Annotated in this window: 27 protein-coding genes; 17 read left to right on the forward strand and 10 right to left on the reverse strand. The window is 36.1% G+C overall.

Features of this window, described 5'->3' with window-relative positions; translation table 11 throughout:
• Positions 1-72 precede the first annotated feature (72 nt).
• The 13 genes from BBH99_RS10660 to BBH99_RS10720 all read left to right on the forward strand — a co-directional run bounded on the left by BBH99_RS10660 (position 73) and on the right by BBH99_RS10720 (position 11185).
• A complete protein-coding gene (locus BBH99_RS10660) occupies positions 73-717 on the forward strand; it encodes a hypothetical protein (RefSeq protein ID WP_066695362.1) in 645 nt (214 codons plus the stop codon).
• Between the two features lie 254 nt (positions 718-971).
• Positions 972-2396 (forward strand): anthranilate synthase component I family protein, encoded by a 1425-nt coding sequence (locus BBH99_RS10665; protein WP_066695364.1) that lies wholly within the window; start codon positions 972-974, stop codon positions 2394-2396.
• Between the two features lie 44 nt (positions 2397-2440).
• On the forward strand, positions 2441-3043 hold the full coding sequence (locus BBH99_RS10670) for an anthranilate synthase component II (protein ID WP_066695365.1): 603 nt from the start codon (positions 2441-2443) through the stop codon (positions 3041-3043).
• Positions 3044-3125: 82 nt separating this feature from the next.
• Positions 3126-4112, forward strand: coding sequence for an anthranilate phosphoribosyltransferase (gene trpD, locus BBH99_RS10675; protein ID WP_066695419.1), 987 nt, complete (start codon positions 3126-3128; stop codon positions 4110-4112).
• A gap of 38 nt (positions 4113-4150) precedes the next feature.
• Positions 4151-4924 carry an indole-3-glycerol phosphate synthase TrpC gene (gene trpC / locus BBH99_RS10680; RefSeq protein WP_066695366.1) on the forward strand — a complete coding sequence of 258 codons (774 nt, stop codon included), beginning with the start codon at positions 4151-4153 and terminating at the stop codon, positions 4922-4924.
• 76 nt (positions 4925-5000) lie between these two features.
• Entirely contained in the window at positions 5001-5711 is a 711-nt protein-coding gene (locus tag BBH99_RS10685; RefSeq protein ID WP_066695369.1) for a phosphoribosylanthranilate isomerase, read from the forward strand.
• 99 nt (positions 5712-5810) lie between these two features.
• Positions 5811-6263 carry an IS200/IS605 family transposase gene (gene tnpA / locus BBH99_RS10690; protein WP_066695371.1) on the forward strand — a complete coding sequence of 151 codons (453 nt, stop codon included), beginning with the start codon at positions 5811-5813 and terminating at the stop codon, positions 6261-6263.
• A 108-nt stretch (positions 6264-6371) separates the two neighbouring features.
• Positions 6372-6917, forward strand: a complete 546-nt coding sequence (locus tag BBH99_RS10695) for a GNAT family N-acetyltransferase (RefSeq protein WP_066695373.1) — start codon at positions 6372-6374, stop codon at positions 6915-6917.
• 4 nt (positions 6918-6921) lie between these two features.
• A complete protein-coding gene (gene trpB, locus BBH99_RS10700; protein WP_066695377.1) occupies positions 6922-8100 on the forward strand; it encodes a tryptophan synthase subunit beta in 1179 nt (392 codons plus the stop codon).
• Positions 8101-8156: 56 nt separating this feature from the next.
• The gene (trpA, locus tag BBH99_RS10705) at positions 8157-8891 is read left to right on the forward strand and encodes a tryptophan synthase subunit alpha (protein WP_066695378.1); all 735 of its coding nucleotides are present in this window, start codon (positions 8157-8159) and stop codon (positions 8889-8891) included.
• A gap of 31 nt (positions 8892-8922) precedes the next feature.
• Entirely contained in the window at positions 8923-9651 is a 729-nt protein-coding gene (gene lipB / locus BBH99_RS10710) for a lipoyl(octanoyl) transferase LipB (RefSeq protein WP_066695379.1), read from the forward strand.
• A gap of 193 nt (positions 9652-9844) precedes the next feature.
• Positions 9845-10804 carry a protein-glutamine glutaminase gene (locus BBH99_RS10715; protein WP_123873136.1) on the forward strand — a complete coding sequence of 320 codons (960 nt, stop codon included), beginning with the start codon at positions 9845-9847 and terminating at the stop codon, positions 10802-10804.
• A 69-nt stretch (positions 10805-10873) separates the two neighbouring features.
• Complete coding sequence (locus BBH99_RS10720) at positions 10874-11185, forward strand: hypothetical protein (protein WP_066695383.1); 312 nt, start codon at positions 10874-10876, stop codon at positions 11183-11185.
• Positions 11186-11195: 10 nt separating this feature from the next.
• On the opposite strand, the gene BBH99_RS10725 is transcribed toward BBH99_RS10720, so the two are convergent.
• A complete protein-coding gene (locus BBH99_RS10725; RefSeq protein WP_066695387.1) occupies positions 11196-11948 on the reverse strand; it encodes an SDR family oxidoreductase in 753 nt (250 codons plus the stop codon).
• 245 nt (positions 11949-12193) lie between these two features.
• Here BBH99_RS10725 and BBH99_RS10730 point away from each other — a divergent pair, with 245 nt between their 5' ends.
• From BBH99_RS10730 to BBH99_RS10740, 3 genes are read left to right on the forward strand one after another with little or no spacing between them, the layout of a single operon-like run.
• On the forward strand, positions 12194-12826 hold the full coding sequence (locus BBH99_RS10730; RefSeq protein ID WP_066695389.1) for an NAD(P)H-dependent oxidoreductase: 633 nt from the start codon (positions 12194-12196) through the stop codon (positions 12824-12826).
• Between the two features lie 30 nt (positions 12827-12856).
• Positions 12857-13291: a MarR family winged helix-turn-helix transcriptional regulator gene (locus tag BBH99_RS10735; protein ID WP_066695391.1), complete on the forward strand. Its 435-nt coding sequence runs from the start codon at positions 12857-12859 to the stop codon at positions 13289-13291.
• On the forward strand, positions 13292-13717 hold the full coding sequence (locus tag BBH99_RS10740) for an organic hydroperoxide resistance protein (RefSeq protein WP_066695393.1): 426 nt from the start codon (positions 13292-13294) through the stop codon (positions 13715-13717).
• A 303-nt stretch (positions 13718-14020) separates the two neighbouring features.
• Here BBH99_RS10740 and BBH99_RS10745 read toward each other — a convergent pair whose 3' ends face one another.
• From BBH99_RS10745 to BBH99_RS10785, 9 genes are all read right to left on the reverse strand, one after another.
• Positions 14021-14650: a peptide deformylase gene (locus tag BBH99_RS10745; RefSeq protein ID WP_066695395.1), complete on the reverse strand. Its 630-nt coding sequence runs from the start codon at positions 14648-14650 to the stop codon at positions 14021-14023.
• Positions 14651-15165: 515 nt separating this feature from the next.
• Entirely contained in the window at positions 15166-16038 is an 873-nt protein-coding gene (locus tag BBH99_RS10750) for a ChaN family lipoprotein (RefSeq protein ID WP_066695397.1), read from the reverse strand.
• A gap of 136 nt (positions 16039-16174) precedes the next feature.
• Positions 16175-17203, reverse strand: coding sequence for a hemin-degrading factor (locus tag BBH99_RS10755; RefSeq protein WP_066695403.1), 1029 nt, complete (start codon positions 17201-17203; stop codon positions 16175-16177).
• Positions 17204-17207: 4 nt separating this feature from the next.
• The gene (locus tag BBH99_RS10760) at positions 17208-17858 is read right to left on the reverse strand and encodes a class I SAM-dependent methyltransferase (RefSeq protein WP_066695405.1); all 651 of its coding nucleotides are present in this window, start codon (positions 17856-17858) and stop codon (positions 17208-17210) included.
• 2 nt (positions 17859-17860) lie between these two features.
• On the reverse strand, positions 17861-18634 hold the full coding sequence (locus BBH99_RS10765) for a heme ABC transporter ATP-binding protein (protein ID WP_066695407.1): 774 nt from the start codon (positions 18632-18634) through the stop codon (positions 17861-17863).
• A complete protein-coding gene (locus BBH99_RS10770) occupies positions 18634-19674 on the reverse strand; it encodes a FecCD family ABC transporter permease (RefSeq protein WP_083188810.1) in 1041 nt (346 codons plus the stop codon). The genes BBH99_RS10765 and BBH99_RS10770 overlap by 1 nt, the downstream gene beginning before the upstream one ends.
• Positions 19658-20536, reverse strand: coding sequence for a heme/hemin ABC transporter substrate-binding protein (locus BBH99_RS10775; RefSeq protein ID WP_066695410.1), 879 nt, complete (start codon positions 20534-20536; stop codon positions 19658-19660). The genes BBH99_RS10770 and BBH99_RS10775 overlap by 17 nt, the downstream gene beginning before the upstream one ends.
• A gap of 39 nt (positions 20537-20575) precedes the next feature.
• The gene (locus BBH99_RS10780; RefSeq protein WP_165601915.1) at positions 20576-21694 is read right to left on the reverse strand and encodes an HmuY family protein; all 1119 of its coding nucleotides are present in this window, start codon (positions 21692-21694) and stop codon (positions 20576-20578) included.
• An 11-nt stretch (positions 21695-21705) separates the two neighbouring features.
• Complete coding sequence (locus tag BBH99_RS10785; RefSeq protein WP_066695412.1) at positions 21706-23811, reverse strand: TonB-dependent receptor plug domain-containing protein; 2106 nt, start codon at positions 23809-23811, stop codon at positions 21706-21708.
• A gap of 95 nt (positions 23812-23906) precedes the next feature.
• Here BBH99_RS10785 and BBH99_RS10790 point away from each other — a divergent pair, with 95 nt between their 5' ends.
• Entirely contained in the window at positions 23907-24716 is an 810-nt protein-coding gene (locus tag BBH99_RS10790) for a T9SS-dependent choice-of-anchor J family protein (RefSeq protein WP_066695413.1), read from the forward strand.
• Positions 24717-24793 lie beyond the last annotated feature (77 nt).

A 24793-nucleotide genomic window follows, 5' to 3' on the forward strand; every position in this document is an offset into this window, starting at 1 on the left:
ATGAATTCTTTTGTCTTTTTTTGATAAGTTTAACCTAATTTTATATCAGAGAAATCACTATAAAAGCTAGCTATGGTTTTAATTTCGAAAATCCTGTTTTTCACCAGCCATCATGGTTTTTATACTGTGATCCTTCTTTTCCTGATTTTAGGGTTCTTATCTTATCTCACCAAAAAGATATGGTTTTTTATTCTTGCTATACCGCTCTCCATCCTGAATGGATTCGGTGGACAGTTTCTCAATGCCTGGTTTCTCAATAAATATGGTGTAGAAAGCACTGCGATTATTACTTCTGATGAAGAAACCAATTCAACGCTAAACGAAATGTACATTCATGATTATGAAGCTGTGGTAAAAAAACAGGATGGAAAATACGTTTCAACCTTCTTTTCAACAACATCCGCCACCATTTATCCTATTGAAAATACAATCAGAATCCCAAGAATGGAAATCAGCTTCCCTGTAAAATATATTCCGGGATATGAAAAAAACATTGTTATTCTTTATAATGAATCCGAAGAAGGAAAGGCAGTACTTAAATACTCCAAATTAGCTCCGGTAAACTCTGCAAGAATCAAATATGAGGCAGACCGAACCAATAAAGAATTTATTGCAGAATATATCAAAGCGCTGGAAAACTATACCGCATCTTATGATGAGGAAAGTTATAAAAGAAAACTTGAAGAACTCAAAGAAGAACTTAAACAACTGAAATAGAATCAATTCAACAGTAAGTTTTTTATTTTTTTTGAATTTTTTGTTTTTTGTATTAAAAAAATTTCTACATTTGTCACATGTTTACAATGAGCAACAATATTTGGTGGTGGCTTTCAAACTCTTCGTCGGGTCTGAAGGTATTGTCATGTTGCTAACCCAACATCAGATATAAACAAAACAATATACAAGGCTTTGACGGATTCCGTTAAAGCCTTTTTTTATTCCTAAAATCTTACAAAAAAATAAAACAGCAGATGTTTACACAGAAAATCAAAATAAAAACCGTTTCGAAAAAAACTCTTGGGGATCTTCATACTCCAATGAATATTTATCTTAAGATCAGAGACAAATTCAGAGATACGATTCTACTGGAAAGCTCTGATTCTAAAAGCATTGATAACAATTTCTCTTTTATAGCGATCAATGCTGTTGCCGGAATTGAAGTGAAAAACTTAAATGAATTTGAGATTAAATTCCCTGACTCAGCTCCTGCAAAACAGTTCATTATGGAACGCAACATCACTGATATTTTTGAAGACTTCCGTAATGTCTTCGATTGTGAGAAAACCAATGATCCTATTGAACAAACAGCACAAAGTCTTTTCGGATACACAAGCTTTGAAGCGGTACAATTCTTTGAAAACATCAATTTAAAAGCACAAAGTCCGGAAGTAGAAATTCCGATCCTCAGATACAGATTATACCAATATGTAATTGCCATCAACCACTTCAATGATGAAATGCATATCATCGAAAACCAAATGGAAGGAGTAAAATCTGAGCTTCACCTTTTGGAAAACCTCATCAAAAACCAAAATACTCCGGTATATCCATTTGAAAAAGATGGACAGGAAACGTCAAATCTTACTAATGAAGATTATATTGAACTGGTAAAAACAGCTCAGAAACACTGTATGAGAGGTGACGTTTTCCAGTTGGTATTAAGCAGAAGATTTGAACAGAAATTTAAAGGAGATGAGTTCAATGTATACCGTGCTTTGAGAAATATCAACCCTTCACCTTACCTGTTTTATTTTGATTATGGAAACTACAAACTGTTTGGATCAAGCCCTGAAAGCCAGTTAATCATTAAAGATAATAAAGCGATTATCCATCCTATTGCCGGAACTTCTAAAAGAACAGGGAATCTTCAAGCCGATCTTCAGGCCATTGAAGTATTAAAAAATGATCCCAAAGAAAATGCAGAACATACCATGTTGGTAGACCTTGCCCGTAACGATCTTGGGAAACTTGGTAAAAATGTAACGGTGACCAAACTGAAAGAAATTCAGCTTTTCTCTCACGTGATTCACATGGTAAGTGAAGTAACGGCTGAGCTTCCTGAGCAGATCAACCCTCTTGAAATGATCTCTGCCACTTTCCCACAAGGAACTTTAAGTGGAGCTCCTAAACATAAAGCCCTTCAGCTTATCAATCAATACGAAAAAGATTCCCGTGGATATTATGGCGGATGTATTGGAATTGTTGGCTTGAACGGAACCTGCAACCAGGCCATTATGATCAGAACCTTTTTAAGTAAGAACAATACATTGTTTTATCAGGCAGGAGCTGGTCTTGTGGCAAAATCTGTCCCGGAAAATGAGCTTCAGGAAGTGAATAATAAACTAAATGCGCTGAAAAAAGCAGTTGAAAAAGCAGAAAAAATAGTAGAAAATTAAAAACTTCATCAACGCTTCCCCATTAACCCTACAACAAAAAAGAAATGAACAACAATATAAACGCTCAACAGTCACAACTTAAGGTTCTTGTTTTCGATAATTATGACAGCTTCACTTACAACCTTGTCCAGATCATTGAAAGAATCCTGGATCAAAAAGTAGATGTTGTAAGAAATGACCAAATTACCTTGGAAGAGGTTGGCAAATACGACAAGATCATCCTTTCTCCAGGCCCTGGAATTCCGGAAGAAGCTGGAATTTTATTGGAGCTGATTAAAGAATATGCGCCTACCAAAAGTATTTTAGGAGTATGTTTAGGACAACAGGCCATTGCTGAAGCTTTTGGAGGAAACCTTATCAACTTATCTGAAATCTTCCATGGAGTAGCTACCACCACTGATTTAGTGAAAGAAAACACCAAACTTTTCAAAGATTTAGAATCAGGCATTGAAGTGGGAAGATACCACAGCTGGGCTGTGAACCCTGAGAATTTCCCTGATGAACTGGAAATTACAGCCGTTGATAAAGATGGGATGATTATGGCTCTTCAGCATAAAACTTATGATGTACACGGAGTACAGTTTCACCCGGAAAGTATTTTAACCCCTGACGGAGAAATTATCATCCGAAACTTTTTAAATCAATAGAAATTTCTATTGAAAGTTTAATGAAGTAAATCTAAATATGAACACAGCAACACAAGATCCATCAACCCTAAAAACTCCTCAAATGAAAGAAATTTTGCAATATATGTTCAATCACAACACCTTGTCGAAGTCTGAGGCAAAGGCCATGATGATTGAAATAGCACAAAATAAGTTCAATGCAGCAGAAGTAACCGCTTTCATTAGTGTTTTCCTGATGCGAAATATCACATTGAAAGAACTGGAGGGTTTTAGAGAAGCACTTTTACAGATGGCTGTTCCGGTAAATATTGATGCCAGCGATGCCATTGATATCGTAGGAACGGGAGGTGACGGAAAAAACACAATCAATATATCAACATTGGCCAGCTTTGTAGTGGCCGGAGCCGGGCAGAAGGTAACAAAACATGGAAATTATGGAGCTTCAACCACTACAGGTTCATCCAATGTGCTGGAAGAATTGGGGTATCAGTTCAAGAACAGTTCAGAGCAGCTGAATGAAGACCTTGAAAGAGCCAATATCTGCTTTTTACATGCCCCTTACTTCCACCCTGCCCTTCAATCCGTTGGATTATTGAGAAAATCTTTGGGATTAAGAACCTTCTTTAATCTGCTGGGACCTTTGGTGAATCCTGCAAAACCTCAATATTCCATGATTGGAGTGTATAACCTGGAAATTGCAAGAATCTACCAATACCTTTTACAAAAAGAAGAACAGGAGTTTATCCTTGTTCACGGATTGGATGGATATGATGAAATAAGTCTTACTCACGACAGTAAAATCATTACTAAAAAAGGAGAAGAAATTTATTCTGCAGAAGACTTAGGGTTCAATCCTGTAACCTTAGAAGATATTAAGGCCGGAGATACAACTAAAGAAACCGCAAAACTTTTCATGAATATTCTGGAAGGAAAAGGAACTGAACAGCAAAACTCGGTAGTGCTGGCCAATGCATCCGTAGCCCTTTATCATACCCATAAATTTGGAACATATGATGATTGCTTACTATTGGCTCAGGAAAGCTTAGAAAGTGGAAAAGCATTAAAAACATTTGAGCTTTTAATTAACTAAAAATTTAAAGTGATTTCACAACATCCTAATTTCTACCCATGACCATACTAGATAAAATTATTGAAAGAAAAAAAGAGGAAGTTGCCCTTTCAAAAGCAACTGTTTCAATTGATGAGTTAAAAAGTTCTGAGTTTTTTGGAAGAAAGAGTTCTTCATTGAAAGAATCCGTCAGAACCCAAAACGGAATTATTGCTGAGTTTAAAAGACAATCTCCATCTAAAGGAATCATCAATAATAATGTTAAGCCCCTGGATATTACTTCTGCTTATGAAAAGTTTGGAGCCAGCGGAGTTTCCATTCTTACAGATAAAGACTTCTTTGGTGGAAGCTTTGAAGATATTCTGAATGTAAGAAAACATATCAATATTCCTATTCTTCGTAAAGACTTTATGATTGATGAATACCAGTTTTATGAAGCGAAAAGCATGGGAGCCGATGTGATTTTACTGATTGCGGCATGTCTTTCACCGAATCAAGTTCAGGAGTTCACGCAACTTGCTCATGAACTGGATTTGGAAGTTTTATTAGAAATTCATACCAAAGAAGAACTGAAACACTTTAATTCCAACATTGATTTGGTTGGAATTAACAACAGAAACCTGAAAGATTTTAAAGTGGATTTACAACATTCTGTTCAGTTAAAAGATCAGTTACCTCAAGACACGTTATCCATTGCAGAAAGCGGGATTTACAGTCTTGAAGATTTTAAATATTTAAAGGAAAAAGGATTTGATGGATTCCTGATGGGAGAATATTTCATGAGGAATTCAGATCCGGCCAAAGCATTTGAAGAGTTTTCTTTATTAATTTGAAAATGTGTCAATTTGAAAATTTAAAAATGGATTTCAATCTGGAAAATCAAAAGTCCATAACTGTCAATTAACTGTAATGAACAAACAACAAATAAATAATAACGTCTCTTCTGCACTTAAAGTCTGTGGCCTGACAAAGCTCGACCAGATAAAGGAATTAATTGAAGCCAATGTAGATTTCCTGGGGTTTATTTTTTATAAAAAATCCCCAAGATATGTTCTGAAACATTTGGGTTTGGATGACATTGCACAGATTAATCATCAGGGAAAAGTTGGGGTTTTTGTCAATGAAAAGGTTGAGACCATTGTGGAAATAGCTAAGAAAGCAAAGCTAAACCTGATTCAGCTACATGGCGATGAAGATGGTAATTTTATTATTGAACTCAAAGAACAGCTACATCCAGATGTTAAAATCATCAAAGTGATCAGAATCGGAAATGATACAGCTGAAAACAAAGAGAAAATAGCAAAGATCTTCAATGATAATCCAACGACCTGCAACCTACAACCTATCAACTACTACCTGTTTGATACAGATAGCAAGGCATTTGGAGGAACAGGCCAGCAATTTGACTGGAATGTATTAAATGAATTTGAAATTCCACTCCCCTATTTTCTGAGCGGCGGTATTTCAGAAGAGAACATCAAAAATATGGAAGGATTAAAACAGAAACCTTTTGCCCTAGATATTAATTCAAGATTTGAAATAGCCCCGGGAGATAAGGATGTCAGCAGGATTAAAAAATTTAAAACTATCATTCCAAAGAGTCCCAACGGGACGATTTAACCCAGGATTGGAAAAATTCCAATCAATATCAACAACCAACATATCAATGAAAAACCCATTCATGACAACATAAATACAAACCACCAAAAAAACACACAAATGCCACAATCATTAGTCAAAAATTACATCCATATCGTATTCAGTACAAAATACCGGAATGATTTTATAGATGAAAATATAGAAAAAGAATTGTACGCCTATATCGCCACATTATGTAAAGATTTTGAAAGCTATGCATTACAGATCGGAGGAACAGATAATCATATTCACATTCTTTGTAGATTGTCCAGGAAGATTGCATTGATGAAGTTGGTTCAGGAAATAAAAGCTCATTCTTCAAAATGGATCAAAACAAAAGGTAAGAAATATGAGAATTTCTTTTGGCAGGATGGTTATGGTGCGTTTTCAGTAGGTGAAAAAGACGTTCATATTGTGACAAAATATATTAAAAATCAACGCCAGCATCACCAAAAACAGGATTTTAAAAATGAACTTGTGGAGATATTGGAAAAACATAAAATGGATTATGATGAAAAATTTTTATGGGATTAACGATTTAATTAAATAATAAACCGATATAGCTAAGGATTGCATCCTTGGCTAGGGTTAAATCGTCCCTTCGGGACTCTTTTGCTAACTTTGATTATTATTAAAAAACTCATGAAATACCAGATTAAACAAACCAACGAATTAACAGAGAAAGAGATTGAACATATTCTCCAGCTTTGGGATATTTCTGCGTGGAATACAATGAAATCAGCCTATTTCCGTACATTTTTTAAAGATTCAGAATTTCATTTCCTGTTGGATTCCCATTCTGAGATTCTTGCGGTTTTCCGGCTTAATTTTGATTTTGTATTGGAGATTTCAGGAACACAATATGCATTTGCAGAAGCTGTAGGATTGGTAGCAGCTCATAAGAAAAAAGGATATGGAGCAATGTTGGTACAGAAATTCAAGGAAAATGTTGCCCAGCGAAATTTGGAAACCATTGGTTTCTGCCATGCTGATCTTCGTCCGTTTTATGAAAAATGCACTATTGAAATCTTATATGACAAAGCAAAAGCTATTAAGGAACATGCCGGTTCCGAATGGATCAATTCAGAAGATGATGATATTTTAATTTTTAATATCTCTCAGAAAATAAAAGAACAGCTCAATACACTGAGTGCCCAAAACAACGCTTATTTAATTACTAAAGAATAAAGAAATGAATTATAAAAACCCTGATGAACACGGATATTATGGAGAATTTGGAGGAGCTTTTATCCCCGAAATGCTTTATCCGAATGTAGAAGAATTACAAAAAAATTATCTTGAGATCATTGAGTCCGAGGACTTTCAGAATGAATATCAGGATTTGCTTACCAACTATGTGGGTAGAGCCACTCCACTGTATTTTGCTAAAAATTTAAGTAAAAAATACAATACTCAGATCTATCTAAAACGTGAAGATCTTAACCATACCGGAGCTCATAAGATTAATAACGCTTTAGGGCAGGTTCTTCTGGCAAAACGTCTTGGAAAAACAAGGATTATTGCAGAAACAGGAGCCGGACAACATGGTGTGGCAACTGCAACAGCGTGTGCATTGCTTGGTCTTGAATGTATTGTGTATATGGGAGAAATTGACATTCAAAGACAGGCTCCCAATGTTGCCAGAATGAAAATGCTGGGTGCAGAAGTTATAGCAGCTACTTCAGGGTCAAAAACACTGAAAGATGCGGTAAATGAAGCGTTAAGAGATTGGATCAACAATCCTGTGACCACTCATTATGTTATCGGAAGCGTGGTTGGACCTCACCCTTTCCCGGATCTTGTGGCAAGATTTCAAAGTATTATTTCAAAAGAGATTAAAGAACAGCTTCATGAGAAAATCGGAAGAGAAAATCCTGATTATGTGATTGCCTGTGTAGGCGGTGGAAGTAATGCAGCCGGAACATTCTATCATTTTGTAGACGAAAAAGAAGTAAAAATCATTGCTGCGGAAGCCGGAGGACTTGGTGTTGATTCAGGAAAGTCTGCTGCTACTACATTCTTAGGAACTCTTGGAGTACTTCATGGCAGCAAAAGCCTTGTAATGCAAACGGAAGACGGTCAGGTTATTGAGCCTCACTCCATCTCTGCGGGACTTGATTACCCGGGAATCGGACCTTTTCATGCCAACTTATTTCAGGAAAAAAGAGCTGAGTTTTTCAGTATTAATGATGATGAGGCCTTAAAATGTGCTTTTGAACTAACCAAGCTTGAAGGAATTATCCCTGCTTTGGAAAGTTCTCATGCTCTGGCTGTTTTAGACAAGAAGACTTTCAATGAAAATGATATCGTTGTTATTTGTTTAAGTGGTCGTGGAGACAAGGATATGGAAACCTATCTTAAAAATTTATAAACGAAATAAATTATTATTCTATTGGTACAACATTGTACACTATATATTATAAAGAAATGAAGAAACTAAACATATACTTCACCGCCGGAATTCCGGAACTGGAAAATACTGCAGACATTATAAAATTGATCCAGGACTCGGGAGCAGATATGATTGAAATCGGAATGCCCTATTCTGATCCTGTAGCAGACGGACCAGTAATTCAAAAAGCCCACGAACTGGCTCTTCAGAACGGAATGACTATCGAAAAGCTTTTTTCTCAGTTAAAAACCATAAAAGATGAAATAAAAGTTCCTGTTATTTTAATGGGATACATCAATCCTGTATTGAGTTTTGGTTTTGAAAAATTCTGTAAGGAATGTTCGGAAAGTGGAGTTTCAGGGCTTATTCTTCCTGACCTTCCTCCTATCGAATTTGAGAAAAACTATCAGCATATTCTGAAAAAGTACAACCTTAATTTTACTTTTCTGGTCACTCCGGAAACTTCAGATGAAAGAATACAGTATCTGGATTCTTTAAGTTCCGGATTTCTGTATGCCGTAAGCTCTTCTTCTACTACCGGAAAAGAAAATACTGTTGTAAAGAATGAAAACTATCTGACCCGTTTGGCTGATCTTCCTCTTAAAAACCCTGTAATGATCGGTTTTGGAATCAAATCAAAAGAAGACTTTGAAAATGTAACGGAAAAAGCAGATGGCGGAATCATCGGAACAGCCTTTGTCAATATTCTGCTTCAGGATAAAGATTGGAAGAAAAATGCCATAGATTTTATCCATTCCATAAAAGCTTAAAATTCACTAAATTTGTATATCAAAAATTGAAATGAATACAAATCAAAATAAAGCAGTAGAATTTGAAGATTTAGGAATTAAAGAATATCAGCCCGCATGGGATTATCAGGAAAAACTGATGAAAGATATTATTGACACTAAAATCAAGAACCGCGATCTGCCCGCAGAACAGCATATCACTACCCCAAACCACCTTCTTTTTGTAGAACATCCTCATGTATATACATTAGGAAAAAGCGGACACGAAGAAAATATGCTGGCCGGAATGGATAAACTGAAGGAATTGGAAGCCACTTATGTAAAAACCAATCGTGGCGGAGATATTACGTATCATGGCTATGGTCAGATTGTGGGTTACCCTGTTCTGGATCTTGAAAATTTCTTTACAGATATTCATTTATACATGAGAAATCTTGAAGAAGTGATCATCAGAACCATAGGTGAATATGGGCTTAAAGGAGAACGTTCCCAGGGAGAAACCGGTGTCTGGCTGGACGTTGGAAAACCTTATGCCAGAAAGATCTGTGCTATGGGAGTAAAAGCTTCCCGATGGGTAACTTTACATGGTTTTGCATTGAATGTAAATACAGATATGCGTTACTTTGAATATATTATTCCATGCGGAATTAAAGATAAACAGGTTACTTCTTTAAAAAGAGAGCTTGAAAGAGAGCTCACTCCAGAAGAAATGGAAGATATAAAAGCAAAGATCAGAAAACATTTCGCTGATGTATTTCAGGCCGAATTGATTTATAAATAAAATTAAATTTCAAATATTAAAATCCCTATGTAGTCGATGCATAGGGATTTTTTAATGAACATTTTTCAGATATCGGTTATTTTTTTTAAAAATTACTTGTATATATTTGAATTTTTCATAATTTTATTATCACTAAATAGTGAATAAACAAAATACTATTTAGAAAATCATTAACCACCAAAATATGAGAACTATGAAAAAAATTTTGCTATCCTTGATGGTATTTGTATCCGTACTGTCCATCAACTCCTGTTCAGATTCCAATGCGAATCAGGAAACTGTAAATTCGCAATCTAAAGAAGTTGCTATGAAAGAGTTCGGAAGAACTGTTCCGGTAGGAATCAATAAAGAAGGAACAAGCTATAAGGTTTCTTTTATTCTTTCTGCTCAGCCTTATGAAATTAAAGACAGTAAGGAAAACGAAGCTTACATTTCTATGATTAGCGAAGCAGTAAAAAATGAATCTCCGGTTCATATTTTCCTTAAAGCCAATTCCAATGAAATTGCTAAAGTAGAAAGCCCTACTCTGGAAGATATCCGCTTCTTCAAATCTGCTTTAACAAAAGAAGAAAGAACAGGAAATGAAGTAAGCAGAAAATTAGCAAGTGTTATCCCTGATCTGGCTACTTTAAACAGCTTATTTGCTCAAATTAAAAATCAGTCTTGCGGAACTTCTACCGCTTCTTCTCCTTGTATCACATTCAGATATCCTGTAGACGGCTGTTATGCAAGAGCTCACAAAATGAGACAGATCTTAAACAATGCCGGATATGAGTGTGAAAAACAGTTCGTATATGGTAATTTAAGAGCTTCTACCGGAACCTGCTGTGTATCATGGGTATATCACGTTGCTGTACTGGTAAGCTTTAAAAATGCTTCCGGAGTGGTTGAAAAAAGAATTATTGATCCTTCTCTCAATGCAACAGGCCCTATCACGGATACTGCATGGAGAGCTGCATGTACTAATTCTACTTGTGGTTCTACTTCTGTTTCTTCTTATGCTAATACGGCAGGAAATGTTTATTACAGAAGTCCATCAGGATCTTTATTATATGATAACAATCTGGTAAATACCAATTGTACATTAACAGCATTCTCAGCTCTTTCAGGCTGTTCTGCTCCGGTACCTAGTACTGCACATTGTGGATTCTAAATAACTTTTTATAGAGCTCCTGCATTGGTGTATATATTGCAGGAGCTTTTTAATCAACAATTTATTATTATGAAAGCCTGGACTTATTTATTATTAGCATTTGCCATGATTACATCCTGTTCTTCCAACTCAGAATCCCAGAAATTAACCTGGTATAATAATTCAAGCATCACCAACATCCTTGAAGATCCGGATAAACCTGAAGAAGTTGTACGGGTAGCCATAGGAATAAGTGCACAGGTTTTTTATCTGTCAAAAAAATCTTCTGACTATAAAAAGCTGATGGAAAAGGTTAATCTAAGCTTTAAAAAAGGAACTCCCTACAATATTGGGGTTGAAAATAAAACCAACATCATCAAACAGATCAATGAGGTAAAATAATACCCACCAATTATCTGATTACAGAAATTCCGGCATCCACCTTAATTTCTGCACCATGAATATAGGATGCTTCTTCTGATGCAAGGAACAGAACTACACTGGCAATTTCTTCCGGATCACCCTGTCTTTTAAAAGGTATTGTAGGGATAATATCTTCCACCGCAGCTTCAATCTGCTCTGGCGCCAAACCTGTATTATTAAAAATATTGGTTTTGATGTGTCCCGGACTTACCCCATTCACACGGATTCCTCGTTCAGTAAACTCTACTGCAAAGGTTTTAATGAAGGACTGTACTGCTGATTTCGCCGCAGAATACACAGAAAAGCTATTCATGGCAATCTCTGTAGCAACTGAAGTATTAAATATCACAGAGCTTCCTGCTTTCATCAATGGCAACAATTGCTGAACTGTGAAAAAAGGTCCTTTCACTAAAACATTAAACAGCTCATCAAAATGATTTTCATCTACACTTTCAACAGGAGCAAATTTCCCATAGCCTGCATTGGCGAAAACAACGTCTATTTGTTCAGTATATTTTCTAACTTCCTGCTGTAGGTTTAGTAAATCATTCATACTTCCTGCATCGGATATAATTCCAAAAGCATTTCCTCCTAACTTTTCCAAAGCCTTATTCACCGTTTCTTCACTTCGACCTGTGATGATAACTCTGCCTCCCTCTTCCAGGAACTTTTGAGCTGTAGCAAGCCCCATCCCATTGGTTCCACCAGTAATAATTGCTGTTTTGTTTTTAAATCTCTGCATTGTTTTTAGTTTTAAAATTCTATGCAAAGATTGGAATCCTCATGGCGAAAAAAAATCCGAATCATGCTGAAAACAGATTATCCATTCACTCATCTTTTATAAAATAAATAATAGTCATCAATAAAATCTTTCAAAATTAAATTGTACACAATTTAATTGCTTGTATATTTGCATAGTTAAATGATCACAAAATAAAATTTGAAACTCAATAATTACAAATAGTTTAATTTAAAAATAAAAGAAAAATGTCATTAATAGAAGACCTTAATTGGAGACACGCCGTAAAAGCTTATAACCCAACTAAAAAAGTATCTAACGAAGATTTAAATACCATCCTGGAAGCTGCAAGACTTGCTCCTACATCATCTGGGCTACAGCCTTTCCGTATTATTGTAGTGGAAAATCAGGAATTAAAAGAAAAAATGGTTGCCGGAGCTCTCAACCCTGAAGTAATGAGAGATTCTTCTCATGTTTTAGTGTTTGCAGCATGGGACAGCTACTCCAATGAAAAAATTGACAAAGTATATGATTATCATACCGATGTAAGAGATCTTCCAAGAGGACGTTTCGGGAGCTATACAGATAAAATTAAGGAAATATATGGGGCACAAACTCCTGAACAGCATTTTGCACACACTGCCCGCCAGACTTATATTGCTTTAGGAATAGCTCTTGCACAGGCTGCTGAACTTAAAATCGACAGCACTCCGGCAGAAGGATTCAGCAATGAAGTAGTGGACGAAGTACTGGGATTAAAAGAATTAGGCTTGAAAAGTGTAAGCCTTTTATACCTTGGATACCGTGACGAAGCCAATGACTGGTTATCTTCTATGAAAAAAGTCCGTATCCCAATGGATGAATTTATCATTAAAAAGTAATACCTTCACGAATCTTTCGTACTTCAACTTATGGAACATTCAAATACCCCAAAACTGGAAAACCAGATCTGTTTCCCATTGTATGTTATCGCTAAAGAAATTACCGGATTATACCGGCCATTTCTTGATGAGCTGGATATCACTTACCCTCAGTACCTTGTCATGATGGTCCTATGGAACAGTGACGGACTTACCGTAAGCCATATTGGAGAAAAACTGTTCCTGGATAGCGGAACACTCACTCCTCTTCTTAAAAGATTGGAAACCAAGGGATTTATCATAAGAAAGCGCAAAAAAGAAGACGAAAGAGTTGTTGAAGTATTTTTAGCCGAAGCCGGAAAGCAGCTTCAGAAAAAGGCCTGTGAAATTCCGGGCAAGATCCAGGAAAAGATAGGAATACAACCTGAAGAGCTGCTGGAACTCAAAGAAACAGTTTTAAAAATACTAAACAAAATAGAAAAATAAATGAAAACGTTATATACAACAAAAGTTACTGCTACAGGCGGAAGAAATGGTCATGTAAAAAGTGAAAACGGAGTGTTGGATCTTGAAGTAAAAATGCCAAAAGCGTTAGGTGGAGCTAATGATAATTTCACAAACCCTGAAATGCTTTTTGCAGCAGGATATTCTGCATGCTTTGATAGTGCTTTGAACAGAGTAATCAGTCTGGGTAAAGTAAAAACCGGCGAAACTACGGTTACTGCCCAGGTAAGCATAGGACAGATTGAAAACGGAGGTTTTGGACTGGCTGTGGAATTAGATGTGAATATTCCGGGAGTTTCTATTGAAGAGGCGCAATCTTTAACGGATAAAGCACATCAGATTTGTCCTTATTCTAATGCTACCAGAAACAATATTGAGGTTAAGCTTTCTGTAACCAACAATGATTAATCCAATTTTTTTATAATTATATTTGAAATGAGCTGTTTTTATCCTAAAAACAGCTCATTTTTATTTTTAACCACAGATTTTCCGCAGATGAACATAGATGATTATGTTGCTCCAATTTGTGAAGTTTGTGCTAAACATTAGTATGATTTATGTTTTCTTAAACGCAAAGTTTTTATTTTCGTAATGCTTTATTTTTAAGGGAGCAAAGAGGGAATCGAGACATCGATTAGATGAAGCATTCTACATGGCTGGCGCCATTACTCATTACTCATTACTCATTACTCATTACTCATTACTCATTACTCATCTTTTATTCAGATCACTTTTCTGGTAGGCATCTACTTTTTTGTAAGAATCATTTTTCTCTTTTTCTTTTTTATCAGAGATCAGAATTCCAAAAAGGTGGTCAATTTCATGTTGGAAGATCACTGCTGTGAAACCTTCTACAATTTCTGAGTATTTCTGTCCTTTTAAATCCACATATTCCAATTGGATGACTTTACTCCTGTAAAACTGATCTCTGAAATCAGGAATGGATAAATCTCCTTCAGGTCCCAGATTCTGAAGATCAGACCTCCATACAATTACAGGATTGATAAAGTATTCCAAAGGAGTTCCTTCTTTATCAAAACGTTGTACCCAAATTACTTTTCTGTTGATTCCCACCTGCGGCGCTGCAATACCTACTCCACCATCAGTTGAAAGAAGAGATTCTTTCATTCTTTTCACCAAAACAGCAGTATTGGGATCAGTTGGATTAATTTCCGAAGAAAGGCTCAGTAAAGTTTTATGCTGATGAGCATCAGTAGTCTGATAGATTGGCAATGCAGTATTTATATCTCCCTTATTGATAATAGAAATTTCATCAGAAGTTAGTTTTTGGGCATTAAGCACCCCAACAAAAAGTATAAATAGAATGGATATTTTTTTCATATACACCGGATGTAGAACAAAGGTAGAGATTGTTGGGTAAAAATGAATAATTATGTTGGAGTTTTAAAGAGGGAAGCTGGAAGAGGGAGGCTGGAAGTTACTGTTAGCCGTTAATTCTCTATAGCTGTTTCATTATTAAGTTTTGGCTAAAGCCAATGGAATGTTTAGATAAATAAAGAACGGACTAAAGCCCGTTCCTATTGAATTTGATATCTTTATGTTGATTAATCCTGTAAGTAGAATATCACATTCCAAAGTTAAAAATCTGCGAAATCTGTATGATCTGCGAGAAAAAACATTTTAAACCATTAAGAAAATGAAGATTTTAAGATTAGTTAAGCTTAATACAAAATGAATTTATAATCTTCCTTAAATAAATAGCTTCAGCTTTTTTCTTAATTTATCTTTATTTCTTAAAGAATCTTAATGCTTCAAATTTTCGCAATCATCTGAAGCAGAAGTTAGATTCCTACGGAATGACAAAGATTATGTTCAAAAATCTGTGGGAAATAAAACTAAAAAGTCTTCGTCATATCACTTGGGATAACAAGGTTAAATTCCGTTGGGATATAATCTTTTGAAGGAACTTTTAATTCAGGATCTTCTGACTCAAAAACAGAAATCACTGCCATTTTCAGGTTTGGATTCTTCTGTTTGATATACCAATAGGTTCCGCCAAATTCTTTACTGTGATAATTGCCGTTATAATGGATAAAAGTTTTTCCTGCCTGAATATTTTTCAGGATAGATTCCGCCATGGTAGCATCTTTTACAGCCTGTGCCGAGATAAAGTTCATCACTTTGGTTCCTTCTGCGTGATCGCCCATCATGGCTTTCATTTCAGGGTAACCTGGTGTATCTAAAGTTACTTTAATCGGCAACTGGGCAATATATGTTTTCTCTTTATCACTCAACTTGTTCAAAGACTCCAATCCTTCTTTTGCGGTTTGTGAAGCGTATCTTCTCGGGATATTTGTTGCGATGAAGTTCAGCTTTTTATTTTTCGCAAAATCTACCAGCGGTTTATAATCTGTTGCATAATTATTCCATAAACGGGCAGAGTCTTTTAATGTTTTAGCATCCATTTTCCCGCTTAAATATTGGTTTAGCTGAGCCTGATTGTCTCTTTCAAACATTTCAGCCCCCAGAATTAACTGTCCGTTCTTCTTTTCATACAAAGCTTCTGTAATTTTAAGCTGAAGCCAGTGATTGATGGAGCTGTTATGATTTTCACCAAAGAAAACCACATCGTAATCCGCCAATTCTTTCACCAGTTTATCGGTTTTTATCTCTTTGCCTTTTTGGTCATAAAGCTGATACGCTTTAAAGTTCTGAGCACTAAGTGAACAAAACCCTGCCAGCAAAATCGTTATGAAAATATTCTTCATTTTCTATCTTTCTATTTTAATTTAACCCTAAATTACATCATATTTTGGTGCTTTTTACCATGCTTTCCAAAATATAAAAGAAAAAGACCGCCTTGAATTTGCATACAAAACGGCCTCCCTTAAAATCATCTAATTATTATTGTTCAAGAGTTGCTACAAGATCTTTCCATTCCTGAAGTTCAGGAATTCCGGGTTTTCTTTTTCCGAAGAACTGAACGATGAAGTCTCCTTCTTTGTTAAATACTTCAATAGCTGTAACTTCTCCGTCTTCAGTTGGTTTTTTCACGATCCATGCTTCTGCAATTTTAGTAACATCAAGGTGAAGGTTGAAATCTGGGTCCATTACATTGAACCATTGCTGGTGCCAAAGGGTTTTCTTCACTATTCCGGTATGGATCTGGATAATTCCTCTGTTTCCAACGAAAACCATGATAGGAGTTCCTTTTTCAGAAGCTTCTTCAAGGATGTTCACTACTTTTGAGTTGTCAATTTTCTGGGTAAAGCCTTCCGGAGCCAGTCTTAAAGCCTGCGTTCTGCTTACTCCGAATTTTCTGGTCATCATGAAGAAATCGTGGGTATCTTTCAATTCTGTCCATGCTTTTTTGAATCCTTCAACATCTATCTCAGTGTCCGGTTTTTCTGCCTGTTTTGGGGCTATTGCTTCAAAAGTGAAAGTTTGGTTTTGCTCTTCTGCCTTGAATTTTTCAACGATAGCATCGAAAGCTGCTTCCTCGCTGTTTTTAGTTAAATAGATTTTATGCAATGCCAATCCGTCCTTTCCAAAGAACTGAAGGCTTTTCTTATCTCCTTCTACTACTGCAAACGCCAACTTCCAGTGGTTAAGGAAAATTCTAAGATCAATATCCTCCCCTACGAAAAGCTGAGCATGCGGGCTGCTGAAATCTCCGTTCTGGTAAATTCCTTTTCTTTCATGAACACACTCATCATTACGGGTAAGTGCCATCACTTTTCCTAATTTCTCTGCTTCTGTAAGGATTCCTGGAAAGTCCGGGTTTAGAACTGTAACTCCTTCTCCGATACTTGTGGCCAATAGTTCAGCTTCACTTACTCCAAACTGTGCTGCCGCATTTCTTATTCTTACGTGTGGATTTTCAGCTTTCAGAGCTTCCCATTTTTCCTTTAAATCATTCACTAATATGCTCATTATTTTATTTTTTTATAGTTAAAATTGTATAGATTCTTTGTATTGTTTCGTTTCCTGTTTTACTTTTTATTTCTTCTTCTCTTTCTGAGGTTTTCATTCTTTTAAAATGACTTTTGGAAACCAGTTCTTCCATTTCATCATTGCTATAAAGCTTAAAATCATAGGCTGTAAACGGTAGTTTCTCCATAAAATCTCTCTGTCCGAAGGTGAGAACAAACGTTCCATTATCCTTTAAAACACGGCAGATTTCATTTAAAAATTCAACCGGATTTTCCCAGAAATAAACCGTATTTACTGTAAAAATTTTATCAAAGCTCCCATCTTCAAAAGGAAGCTTTGTTCCTTCATATAAAACAAATTCTGCCTGATCCTGAAACTTCTCATTCAGTCTTTTGGCTTCATGGTTCATGGTTTCAGAAATATCAATCCCGGTATATTTCAATCCTTTAGCCAGACTAAAAATGTTTTTCACGTGATCTGCATTTCCGTGTCCTATTTCAAGGATGTTTTCATCATCTTCTATCAAAAGGGTTCTGATACTTTCTAACGTCATACCGATGTTAGTGGCATTCATCATTTCACCGATCTCAATACCTTTTTCTCCCTGAGGATTGGCAAGGTGCTGTGCGAGGATTTTTAATTCTTCTTTTTCCATGGTTATCCAAAAATGATCATTGGGTTATTGGTAATAGGATGGTTGCAGATGGTACACGGAAAGTTATAAGCGTGGCTGATATTTTCTGCCGTAAAAACTTCCTGTGGGGTTCCATAAGCGGATACCTGTCCGGATTTCATTAATAAAATTTTATCTGCAAATTGCGCGGCAAGATTCAGATCATGAAGCACAACAATGGCACTGTTTGCTTTCTTAGTAAAATTTTTGATAATTTCCAGTGCTTTATACTGATGCTTAATGTCCAGATTATTCAGAGGTTCATCCAGGAACACCAGTTTATGGGCAATATCATTCTCCAGCTGTGCCATTACTCTTGAAAGGTGCACACGCTGTTTCTCTCCTCCTGAAAGAGAGTTGTATTCTCTTTCTTTGAGGTGAAAAATATCTGTTTCGTACATCTTATTGTTCATGGCTTCAAGGTCTTCTTTTCCCGGTTGTGCATCAAAATAAGGATACCTTCCCATCATCACAACATCTTTTACTTCAAGAGGAATATCATTGCTGTTATGCTGTGAGAACTTGGCTTTATGAATAGACAGTTCTTTTACATTCCAGTCTTCGATAGGTTTATCTTTAAATAAGACTTTTCGCTTTTCAGATTTCACTTCATGGGCCAAAACACTTAAAAGACTTGATTTTCCTGCTCCATTGGGACCAACAATGGCTAAAAACTCTCCATATTCCAATGAAACATCTACTCCATCCAGAATTCTGAATTCTTTATGATTGTAATTAATTTGATGTGCCTTGATCATTACAGTGATTTTTTAAATTTGACCAAAATAGCGATAAAAATAGGTCCACCCATTAAAGCAGTCAGAATTCCGATCGGTAATTCTGAAGGCTCTACAATACTTCTGCTGAATGTATCCGCTGTCAAAAGCAAAATGCTTCCACATATGGCTGATAAAGGCAGAATAAAGGTATAATTAGACTTGAATAGCAATCTCAAAATATAAGGAACAATAAGACCAACAAACCCAATAGTTCCTGAAAATGCTACACAGCTTCCCACCATCAATGCTACGATGATAATGATCTGCTTTTTCAGTCTTTCTACATTAACGCCCAAATGCTGAGCATCTTTTTCTCCCAACATCATTGCATTCAAAGCTTTTCCTTTAGGCAGTAAAATGATATAGGCCCCGATCATTACAATGGCTAAAATAATATTCTTCGTCCACGTTGCAGCCGCTAAACTTCCCAAATTCCAGAAAGTAAGGTCTCTCAGCTGATCATCTTTTGATATATAGATCAAAAAACCTGTGATGGAAAATCCAATTGCCGTAATCGCAACTCCTGTTAAAAGCATCATCACCACATTGGTCTTTCCACCGCTTGTAGAAATCCTGTACACCAGCATCATAGATAAAAAAGATCCTATGAATGCGGATATTCCAACCAGCGAAAATTGTACGGCTTCAGGAAGGTATTGTTTAAAATGTCCCCCTAAAACAATCGCAATTGCAGCCAATAGTGTTGCTCCTGATGTAAGGCCTATTAAATCTCCTGTTGCCAGAGGGTTCTTAAAAAGCCCCTGTAGGCTTGTTCCTGAAACAGCCAGCATACTTCCGATTAAAATAGCCATGATGATTCTGGCTGTCCTTACATCCCAAACTACATATTTATCACTTAATGATAATCCGGGATCTCCCTGTATTACTTTTCCTAAAACATTAAATGCAGATCTACCACCAAAATCGTAAACCCCTGTATTAATAGACCATACTGCTATGCCTACAAGCAGTATAGTACTTATTGTCATGTAAAAGTATAATTTACTTTGTGTTTTCAATTAAAAGTTTGTTTAATCCAACTGCTGCTTCTCCTAGCCTCGGTCCGAAACCTGAAACTAATCCTCCATCCATCGCGATGATTTTCTTATTTTTTCCTGCATTTGTCTGGGAAACTCCAGGCATTTTTAACGCTCCTTCATTTCCTCCTGCGCCCTGTAGTCCGGTTTCAAAGAAGAACAATACATCAGGATTAGCTTTTACAACCGCTTCCGGAGTTAACGGTTTGAAATCTTCAAATTCATTGACAGCATTTTCTGCCCCTGCAAGATTAATTAAAGAAGCCATAGGCGTGTTTTTACCTGCTACCATTAACATATTTCCTCTTGCATAAATGAATAATACTTTTGGTTTTTTAGCTAATGGCTGTACCTGTTTCAGATCTGCTTCTATTTTATCGTTTAATTTCTGATAATCTGTATTTCCTACTGCTTTAGCGACCTCTTCAATCAGTTTTTTAGTTCCTTCCACCGTATATTCCTGTTTGAATACTTCAGCTTTGATTCCTGATGATTTGATCTTGCCTAATAATTCAGGGTTGATATCTTTATCAGATGCTAGGATCAAAGTAGGGCTTACCGCCATGATAGGCTCAATAGTCATTGATCGTACATGCCCAAGATCCTTAGCTGTAGATTTTAAGCTTGCCGGATAAGTACTGGTAACATCTATTCCTACTATTTCTTTTTCGTGGCCTAATGCGGATACAATCTCTGTAATTCCGCCGTTTAGGGTTACGATTTTATTGTTGCTTTTCGGAGCTTCAGAAGTAGCTTCCGTTGTATTTTCTTTTTTGGCACCTTCTTCTTTTTTGCATGAATACACTGCTACAAGAACAGAAGCTGCCAGGATAAATTTCTTCATAGATATATTATTTTTATAAATTCTGGATGAGTTGATTTTTTATAAAGGCTCAAACTCAAAATTGGTAAAGCCACGTTCACCCGTTTTGCTATTTTTCATTGTATTGAACCGCAACTTAAAATAGAACCCTTCAGCATCTTTCAACACAAAAAAACGATCCGAGTATACAAAAGGAACAGGATTGGCAGCGGTTCCGGTAGTAGTTCTCCATTTATCTCCAATGGCTCTGTGGTCATTAAAAACAAATTTGGAAGCATCTACATCCTTCAGCTTGAATGCATTGTACGCCTCATCAAGACTTCCGGTCACATTTACCTGATAAGCACCTACTCCATTAAGGGTATTGGTTGCAATAAAATCTGCATAGAAATAACTTCCAGCGCTGTTTCCAGGTCCCATAAACACTTCATTGGTAAAAGTGGTAAATACAAGATCCCAGTTTTTCTTTTTAGGCTGAATTTTTACGGGAGAACCTGTTTTAAGATTAAAGAATGTAAAATTATATTCAGGATCCTTGGTAATAATATATTCTTTGATATTCCCATTATCTGCATTCAAATCGGCATAACGGATTTTGTAACCGTTTGGAGCTCTTACAATCTGTACTTTCTTCCAGCCTCTCTCATCTCCGGATAATGCAACAGACCCTGGTGCTATACTTCCCACAGCCGGTATTTCTCTTCCCATATTGACCAGATAGATCGAATTATCGGCATCATTTTCCTTGATAACATCAATACCTGAAGTTTGAGTCAGGAAATTACCATTCGGATTATCAATATATTTCAGGTTTCCAGAATCAAAAGTTCCCACTTGGGCAATTTCCTTTAAGCTTTCTACATTTACTTCTTTTATTTTACTAAGATCTGTAGCATCAGGAACCTTAATAACAGTCATAGCCAAAGAACCATTCATAATGACTCTGAAATCATCTCCGGAATAGAACCCAAGATCCCAATCAGTTCTTTTATTGATGCCTGGCTTATCATGATCACTTAAATCTATCCAAACCTGGTTGGGTTCTGTAGCTCCGCCTACTGCTACATTCACTTCAGATCCTGTCATAGGACGAACTGCTACAGGATCTTCATCAGCAGAAAGGCATGACTGTGTAGCAGCCATCATGGAAAGGAGAGATAATATTTTTAAATACTTCATAATAGTGTTATTTAAAATTGAAACATTAGTCTTGCAAAATAGCTTCTGCCATAGTATAAATTAATCGTTCCGGAAGCTGCAGTATGAGATGATCCGGCAAGAGCGGTAGATTTTACACTGGTTACATCAAAGATGTTTTTAACTCCTGCTGAAATCTCAAAATGGTTATTCCAGAAAGGCTGGCTTACAATAAAATCCATCATATGGAATCCGTCTGTTTTACCCAGGCGAACACCGCCTGCTGTATCAGCAACATACAGTCTGTCTTCTCCTGTATATTTATAGTAAAGTGAAAAGTTGGTGTTTGTATTTTTTAGTTTATAAGTTGCAGAAGCTCCTGCCTGCATAATATATTGGAAGTCATCAGCAGGGTCATTCTTTACTTCATTAAGCGTCATTGATCTCGCATTCACTGATCCTCTTACGGAAAAAGCAAACTGGTCTTTTCTGAAATCTACATTAGCTGATAACAACATATTCTTATACCTATTGATATTCATATATTTATAAGTAGAAGGTTCTTTGATAATCATCATATCAATTCTATCACGTACATCAAGATATAATGCATCTATGCCATAGCCAATTCTCCAATCATTAGCTGTTGTAAAATTCTGATCCCAAAATGCACCTATTGAAAAACCTGTTTCCGGCTTTAAATCTGGATTTCCCTGTATATCATGATTAAGGTTCACGAAATAAGTATACAACTCATCATATTTAGGAAAACGGTTTGCTGATCCCACAACGGCTCTCAGGTTTGAATTTTCGGTAGTTTTATATCTTGCAGAAAGGGAATAATTATACTGATTATCAAAATTTTCACTTAAGGAAAGTCTTACTCCCGGTCTCACAGAAAACCGGTCTGAAATATTCCATTCAGCAGAAAGGAAATTGGAATAGGTAAAGATTTTTCTTTTCACGGCCTCTCCAAAGAAATCTCCGGCTATCAGTGCTGCATATCCGCTGGTATAATCCAATTCATAACCAAGTTGGAAATCAAAGGTTTTACTATCTAGGAAATTACTGAACATCCCTCTTGAATAAATCACATCTGTTTTATAATAAGATTTTTCTTCCTGCTGGCTTTTGATGTTTCTGTTCGGGATATCATAATTGTAATCAAAATATTTTCTATCCTGATTTTGGTAAGAGAAGTCCCCCATATACCGGATATGTCCCAGATTGGTTTGAATATTAAACTGATGAATCCAACGGTGTGTATTGTACTTTCTATCCCTGCTTTCATACTCTACCCCACCCAATCCGTCATTCAGGGGCCGTCTGCTAACCTCCGGATTATAGAAATTGAAATTTTCTTTCAGATAAGACATCTTATAGAAAAAAGTTGTTCTATTCTTTGAATATCTTATCAGTGCAGAAGATTCATACTGGTCTTTTGGATTCCATTCATAGCCTCTTCTTCCATCCTGTCCAAAATATTTGTATCCTTCGCTGTTTCCTTCATATCCCATAAACTGGTTATGGTTGAAGTTCACGTTGGCAAACCATTCTTTATTAATATTGTAATCAATATTCAGATTCTGAATATGCCTTCCCTGTCCTTTCTTCTTAAGATCATAATTATCCCTTACAGTTTCTTCCTGAAGTGACCCTCTTACACTGACCTTCTTCGTATTATTTTTCTTTGTAATGATATTGATTACCCCTGCTACAGCACCATTTCCATATTCTACTCCCATACTTCCCTTCACAATCTCAATACGCTCAATATTGCTCAAAGCAATTTTTGTAAGGTCAATATTACTTCCCAATCCTGTATCTCCTACCACCGGAATGTTGTCTATCAGGATCTTTACATAATCGCCATCAAGTCCCATGATATTAGCTGTAGAATTTCCCGATTTGGAATCCGGAGTCACCTGAATGTTAAGACTTTGATTTAAAACATCAGCAACATTGGTAGCTGCCATGCTTTTGATCTGTGCTGCATCTATAACATCTACTTTATATATCGATTTATTGACAGATTGTTGTTTATACTGCCCTGTAATAACAATTTCTTCAACTTTCTTTTGATTAAGAGAATCCTTTTCTTGTGCATTCATCCAGCAAACAATGGATAATGAAAGAATGGAAAGTACTTTCTTCTTCATAAGGGTAAAAATTTCGACAAATATAAAACTTTTATTTAGAATGATTAAAAATAATTATATACTTTTGTATAATAATTCTAAATAAATATTGAACTATGAAATTAAAATTACTCTTAGGAACTTTGATGTTTACAGCATTTACGGCTAAAGCTCAGGTGCCCACAATCCATGAAAACTTTGACAATTTCACTATAGGAAATACAACATTCCCACAATTTGGCTGGTCTGCTGTTGTGGCTCCCATCCTATCAGTACCCGGACCTCCTCCTGTTTCTCCAAGAATGATTGTCGCCGGGACTACGAACAAGGCTGTTCAATCTTATTCCGGAACAAATCCTACAGATTCGTCTTATTTAATTTCACCACAAATTCAAGCTCCAACAGGAGAAAAAGTACTAAAGTTTGCTACTACATTAGTGGCTCCATCTCCTGGTACGGCTACCATTCAGGTAGGATTAGCATCCAATCCTGCTGATATGTCTACCTTTGTACCGGTAGGAGATCCTGTTAATGTTACACAAATTGGGGTCATTCAAAATATCAGTGTGAATATTCCTGCCTCTTCTGCCTCTTATATTGTATTCAAGTTTACCCCAACTGCTGTCCATACCGCTGTTCAGATTGATGATGTGGTGTATGATACGGTTTCTTCATTGGGTGTGAGCGACAAAACTTACTCTAAAGATGACATTAAGTTTACTGTCAATTCCGATAATACTTCATTGGAGTTCAGAGGAAAAGACCTTAAAAAGATCCAGATTTACTCTTCTGTCGGACAGAAAGTAACAGAAGGAAAGCCTAACGGACAGAAATTCAACATCAGTACTCTTCAAACAGGTATTTATTACATTACTATGGAGAGCATCGAAGGAAAAATTATCCAGTCGAAATTCATTAAAAAATAAGGTTTATTAGACTATTATTTGCCTTTATAGAGCCGAGAGGAAATTTCTTCTCGGCTTTTTTATTCTTAAGAAAGTAT

Origin of the sequence: Chryseobacterium contaminans (assembly GCF_001684955.1) — a bacterium.
Classification (GTDB): Bacteria; Bacteroidota; Bacteroidia; order Flavobacteriales; family Weeksellaceae; genus Chryseobacterium; species Chryseobacterium contaminans.

Bases quoted from the DNA above. Each gene is read 5' to 3' on its own strand.
- BBH99_RS10790 (WP_066695413.1), top strand. From the start codon at position 23,907: ATGAAATTAAAATTACTCTTAGGAACTTTGATGTTTACAGCATTTACG.
- BBH99_RS10750 (WP_066695397.1), bottom strand. From the start codon at position 16,038: ATGAAGAATATTTTCATAACGATTTTGCTGGCAGGGTTTTGTTCACTT.
- BBH99_RS10755 (WP_066695403.1), bottom strand. From the start codon at position 17,203: ATGAGCATATTAGTGAATGATTTAAAGGAAAAATGGGAAGCTCTGAAA.
- BBH99_RS10740 (WP_066695393.1), top strand. From the start codon at position 13,292: ATGAAAACGTTATATACAACAAAAGTTACTGCTACAGGCGGAAGAAAT.
- trpB (WP_066695377.1), top strand. From the start codon at position 6,922: ATGAATTATAAAAACCCTGATGAACACGGATATTATGGAGAATTTGGA.
- BBH99_RS10685 (WP_066695369.1), top strand. From the start codon at position 5,001: ATGAACAAACAACAAATAAATAATAACGTCTCTTCTGCACTTAAAGTC.
- tnpA (WP_066695371.1), top strand. From the start codon at position 5,811: ATGCCACAATCATTAGTCAAAAATTACATCCATATCGTATTCAGTACA.
- BBH99_RS10785 (WP_066695412.1), bottom strand. From the start codon at position 23,811: ATGAAGAAGAAAGTACTTTCCATTCTTTCATTATCCATTGTTTGCTGG.
- BBH99_RS10715 (WP_123873136.1), top strand. From the start codon at position 9,845: ATGAAAAAAATTTTGCTATCCTTGATGGTATTTGTATCCGTACTGTCC.
- BBH99_RS10760 (WP_066695405.1), bottom strand. From the start codon at position 17,858: ATGGAAAAAGAAGAATTAAAAATCCTCGCACAGCACCTTGCCAATCCT.
- BBH99_RS10660 (WP_066695362.1), top strand. From the start codon at position 73: ATGGTTTTAATTTCGAAAATCCTGTTTTTCACCAGCCATCATGGTTTT.
- BBH99_RS10745 (WP_066695395.1), bottom strand. From the start codon at position 14,650: ATGAAAAAAATATCCATTCTATTTATACTTTTTGTTGGGGTGCTTAAT.
- BBH99_RS10780 (WP_165601915.1), bottom strand. From the start codon at position 21,694: ATGAAGTATTTAAAAATATTATCTCTCCTTTCCATGATGGCTGCTACA.
- BBH99_RS10665 (WP_066695364.1), top strand. From the start codon at position 972: ATGTTTACACAGAAAATCAAAATAAAAACCGTTTCGAAAAAAACTCTT.
- BBH99_RS10735 (WP_066695391.1), top strand. From the start codon at position 12,857: ATGGAACATTCAAATACCCCAAAACTGGAAAACCAGATCTGTTTCCCA.
- lipB (WP_066695379.1), top strand. From the start codon at position 8,923: ATGAATACAAATCAAAATAAAGCAGTAGAATTTGAAGATTTAGGAATT.
- BBH99_RS10720 (WP_066695383.1), top strand. From the start codon at position 10,874: ATGAAAGCCTGGACTTATTTATTATTAGCATTTGCCATGATTACATCC.
- trpD (WP_066695419.1), top strand. From the start codon at position 3,126: ATGAAAGAAATTTTGCAATATATGTTCAATCACAACACCTTGTCGAAG.
- BBH99_RS10765 (WP_066695407.1), bottom strand. From the start codon at position 18,634: ATGATCAAGGCACATCAAATTAATTACAATCATAAAGAATTCAGAATT.
- trpC (WP_066695366.1), top strand. From the start codon at position 4,151: ATGACCATACTAGATAAAATTATTGAAAGAAAAAAAGAGGAAGTTGCC.
- BBH99_RS10775 (WP_066695410.1), bottom strand. From the start codon at position 20,536: ATGAAGAAATTTATCCTGGCAGCTTCTGTTCTTGTAGCAGTGTATTCA.
- BBH99_RS10670 (WP_066695365.1), top strand. From the start codon at position 2,441: ATGAACAACAATATAAACGCTCAACAGTCACAACTTAAGGTTCTTGTT.
- trpA (WP_066695378.1), top strand. From the start codon at position 8,157: ATGAAGAAACTAAACATATACTTCACCGCCGGAATTCCGGAACTGGAA.
- BBH99_RS10730 (WP_066695389.1), top strand. From the start codon at position 12,194: ATGTCATTAATAGAAGACCTTAATTGGAGACACGCCGTAAAAGCTTAT.
- BBH99_RS10725 (WP_066695387.1), bottom strand. From the start codon at position 11,948: ATGCAGAGATTTAAAAACAAAACAGCAATTATTACTGGTGGAACCAAT.
- BBH99_RS10695 (WP_066695373.1), top strand. From the start codon at position 6,372: ATGAAATACCAGATTAAACAAACCAACGAATTAACAGAGAAAGAGATT.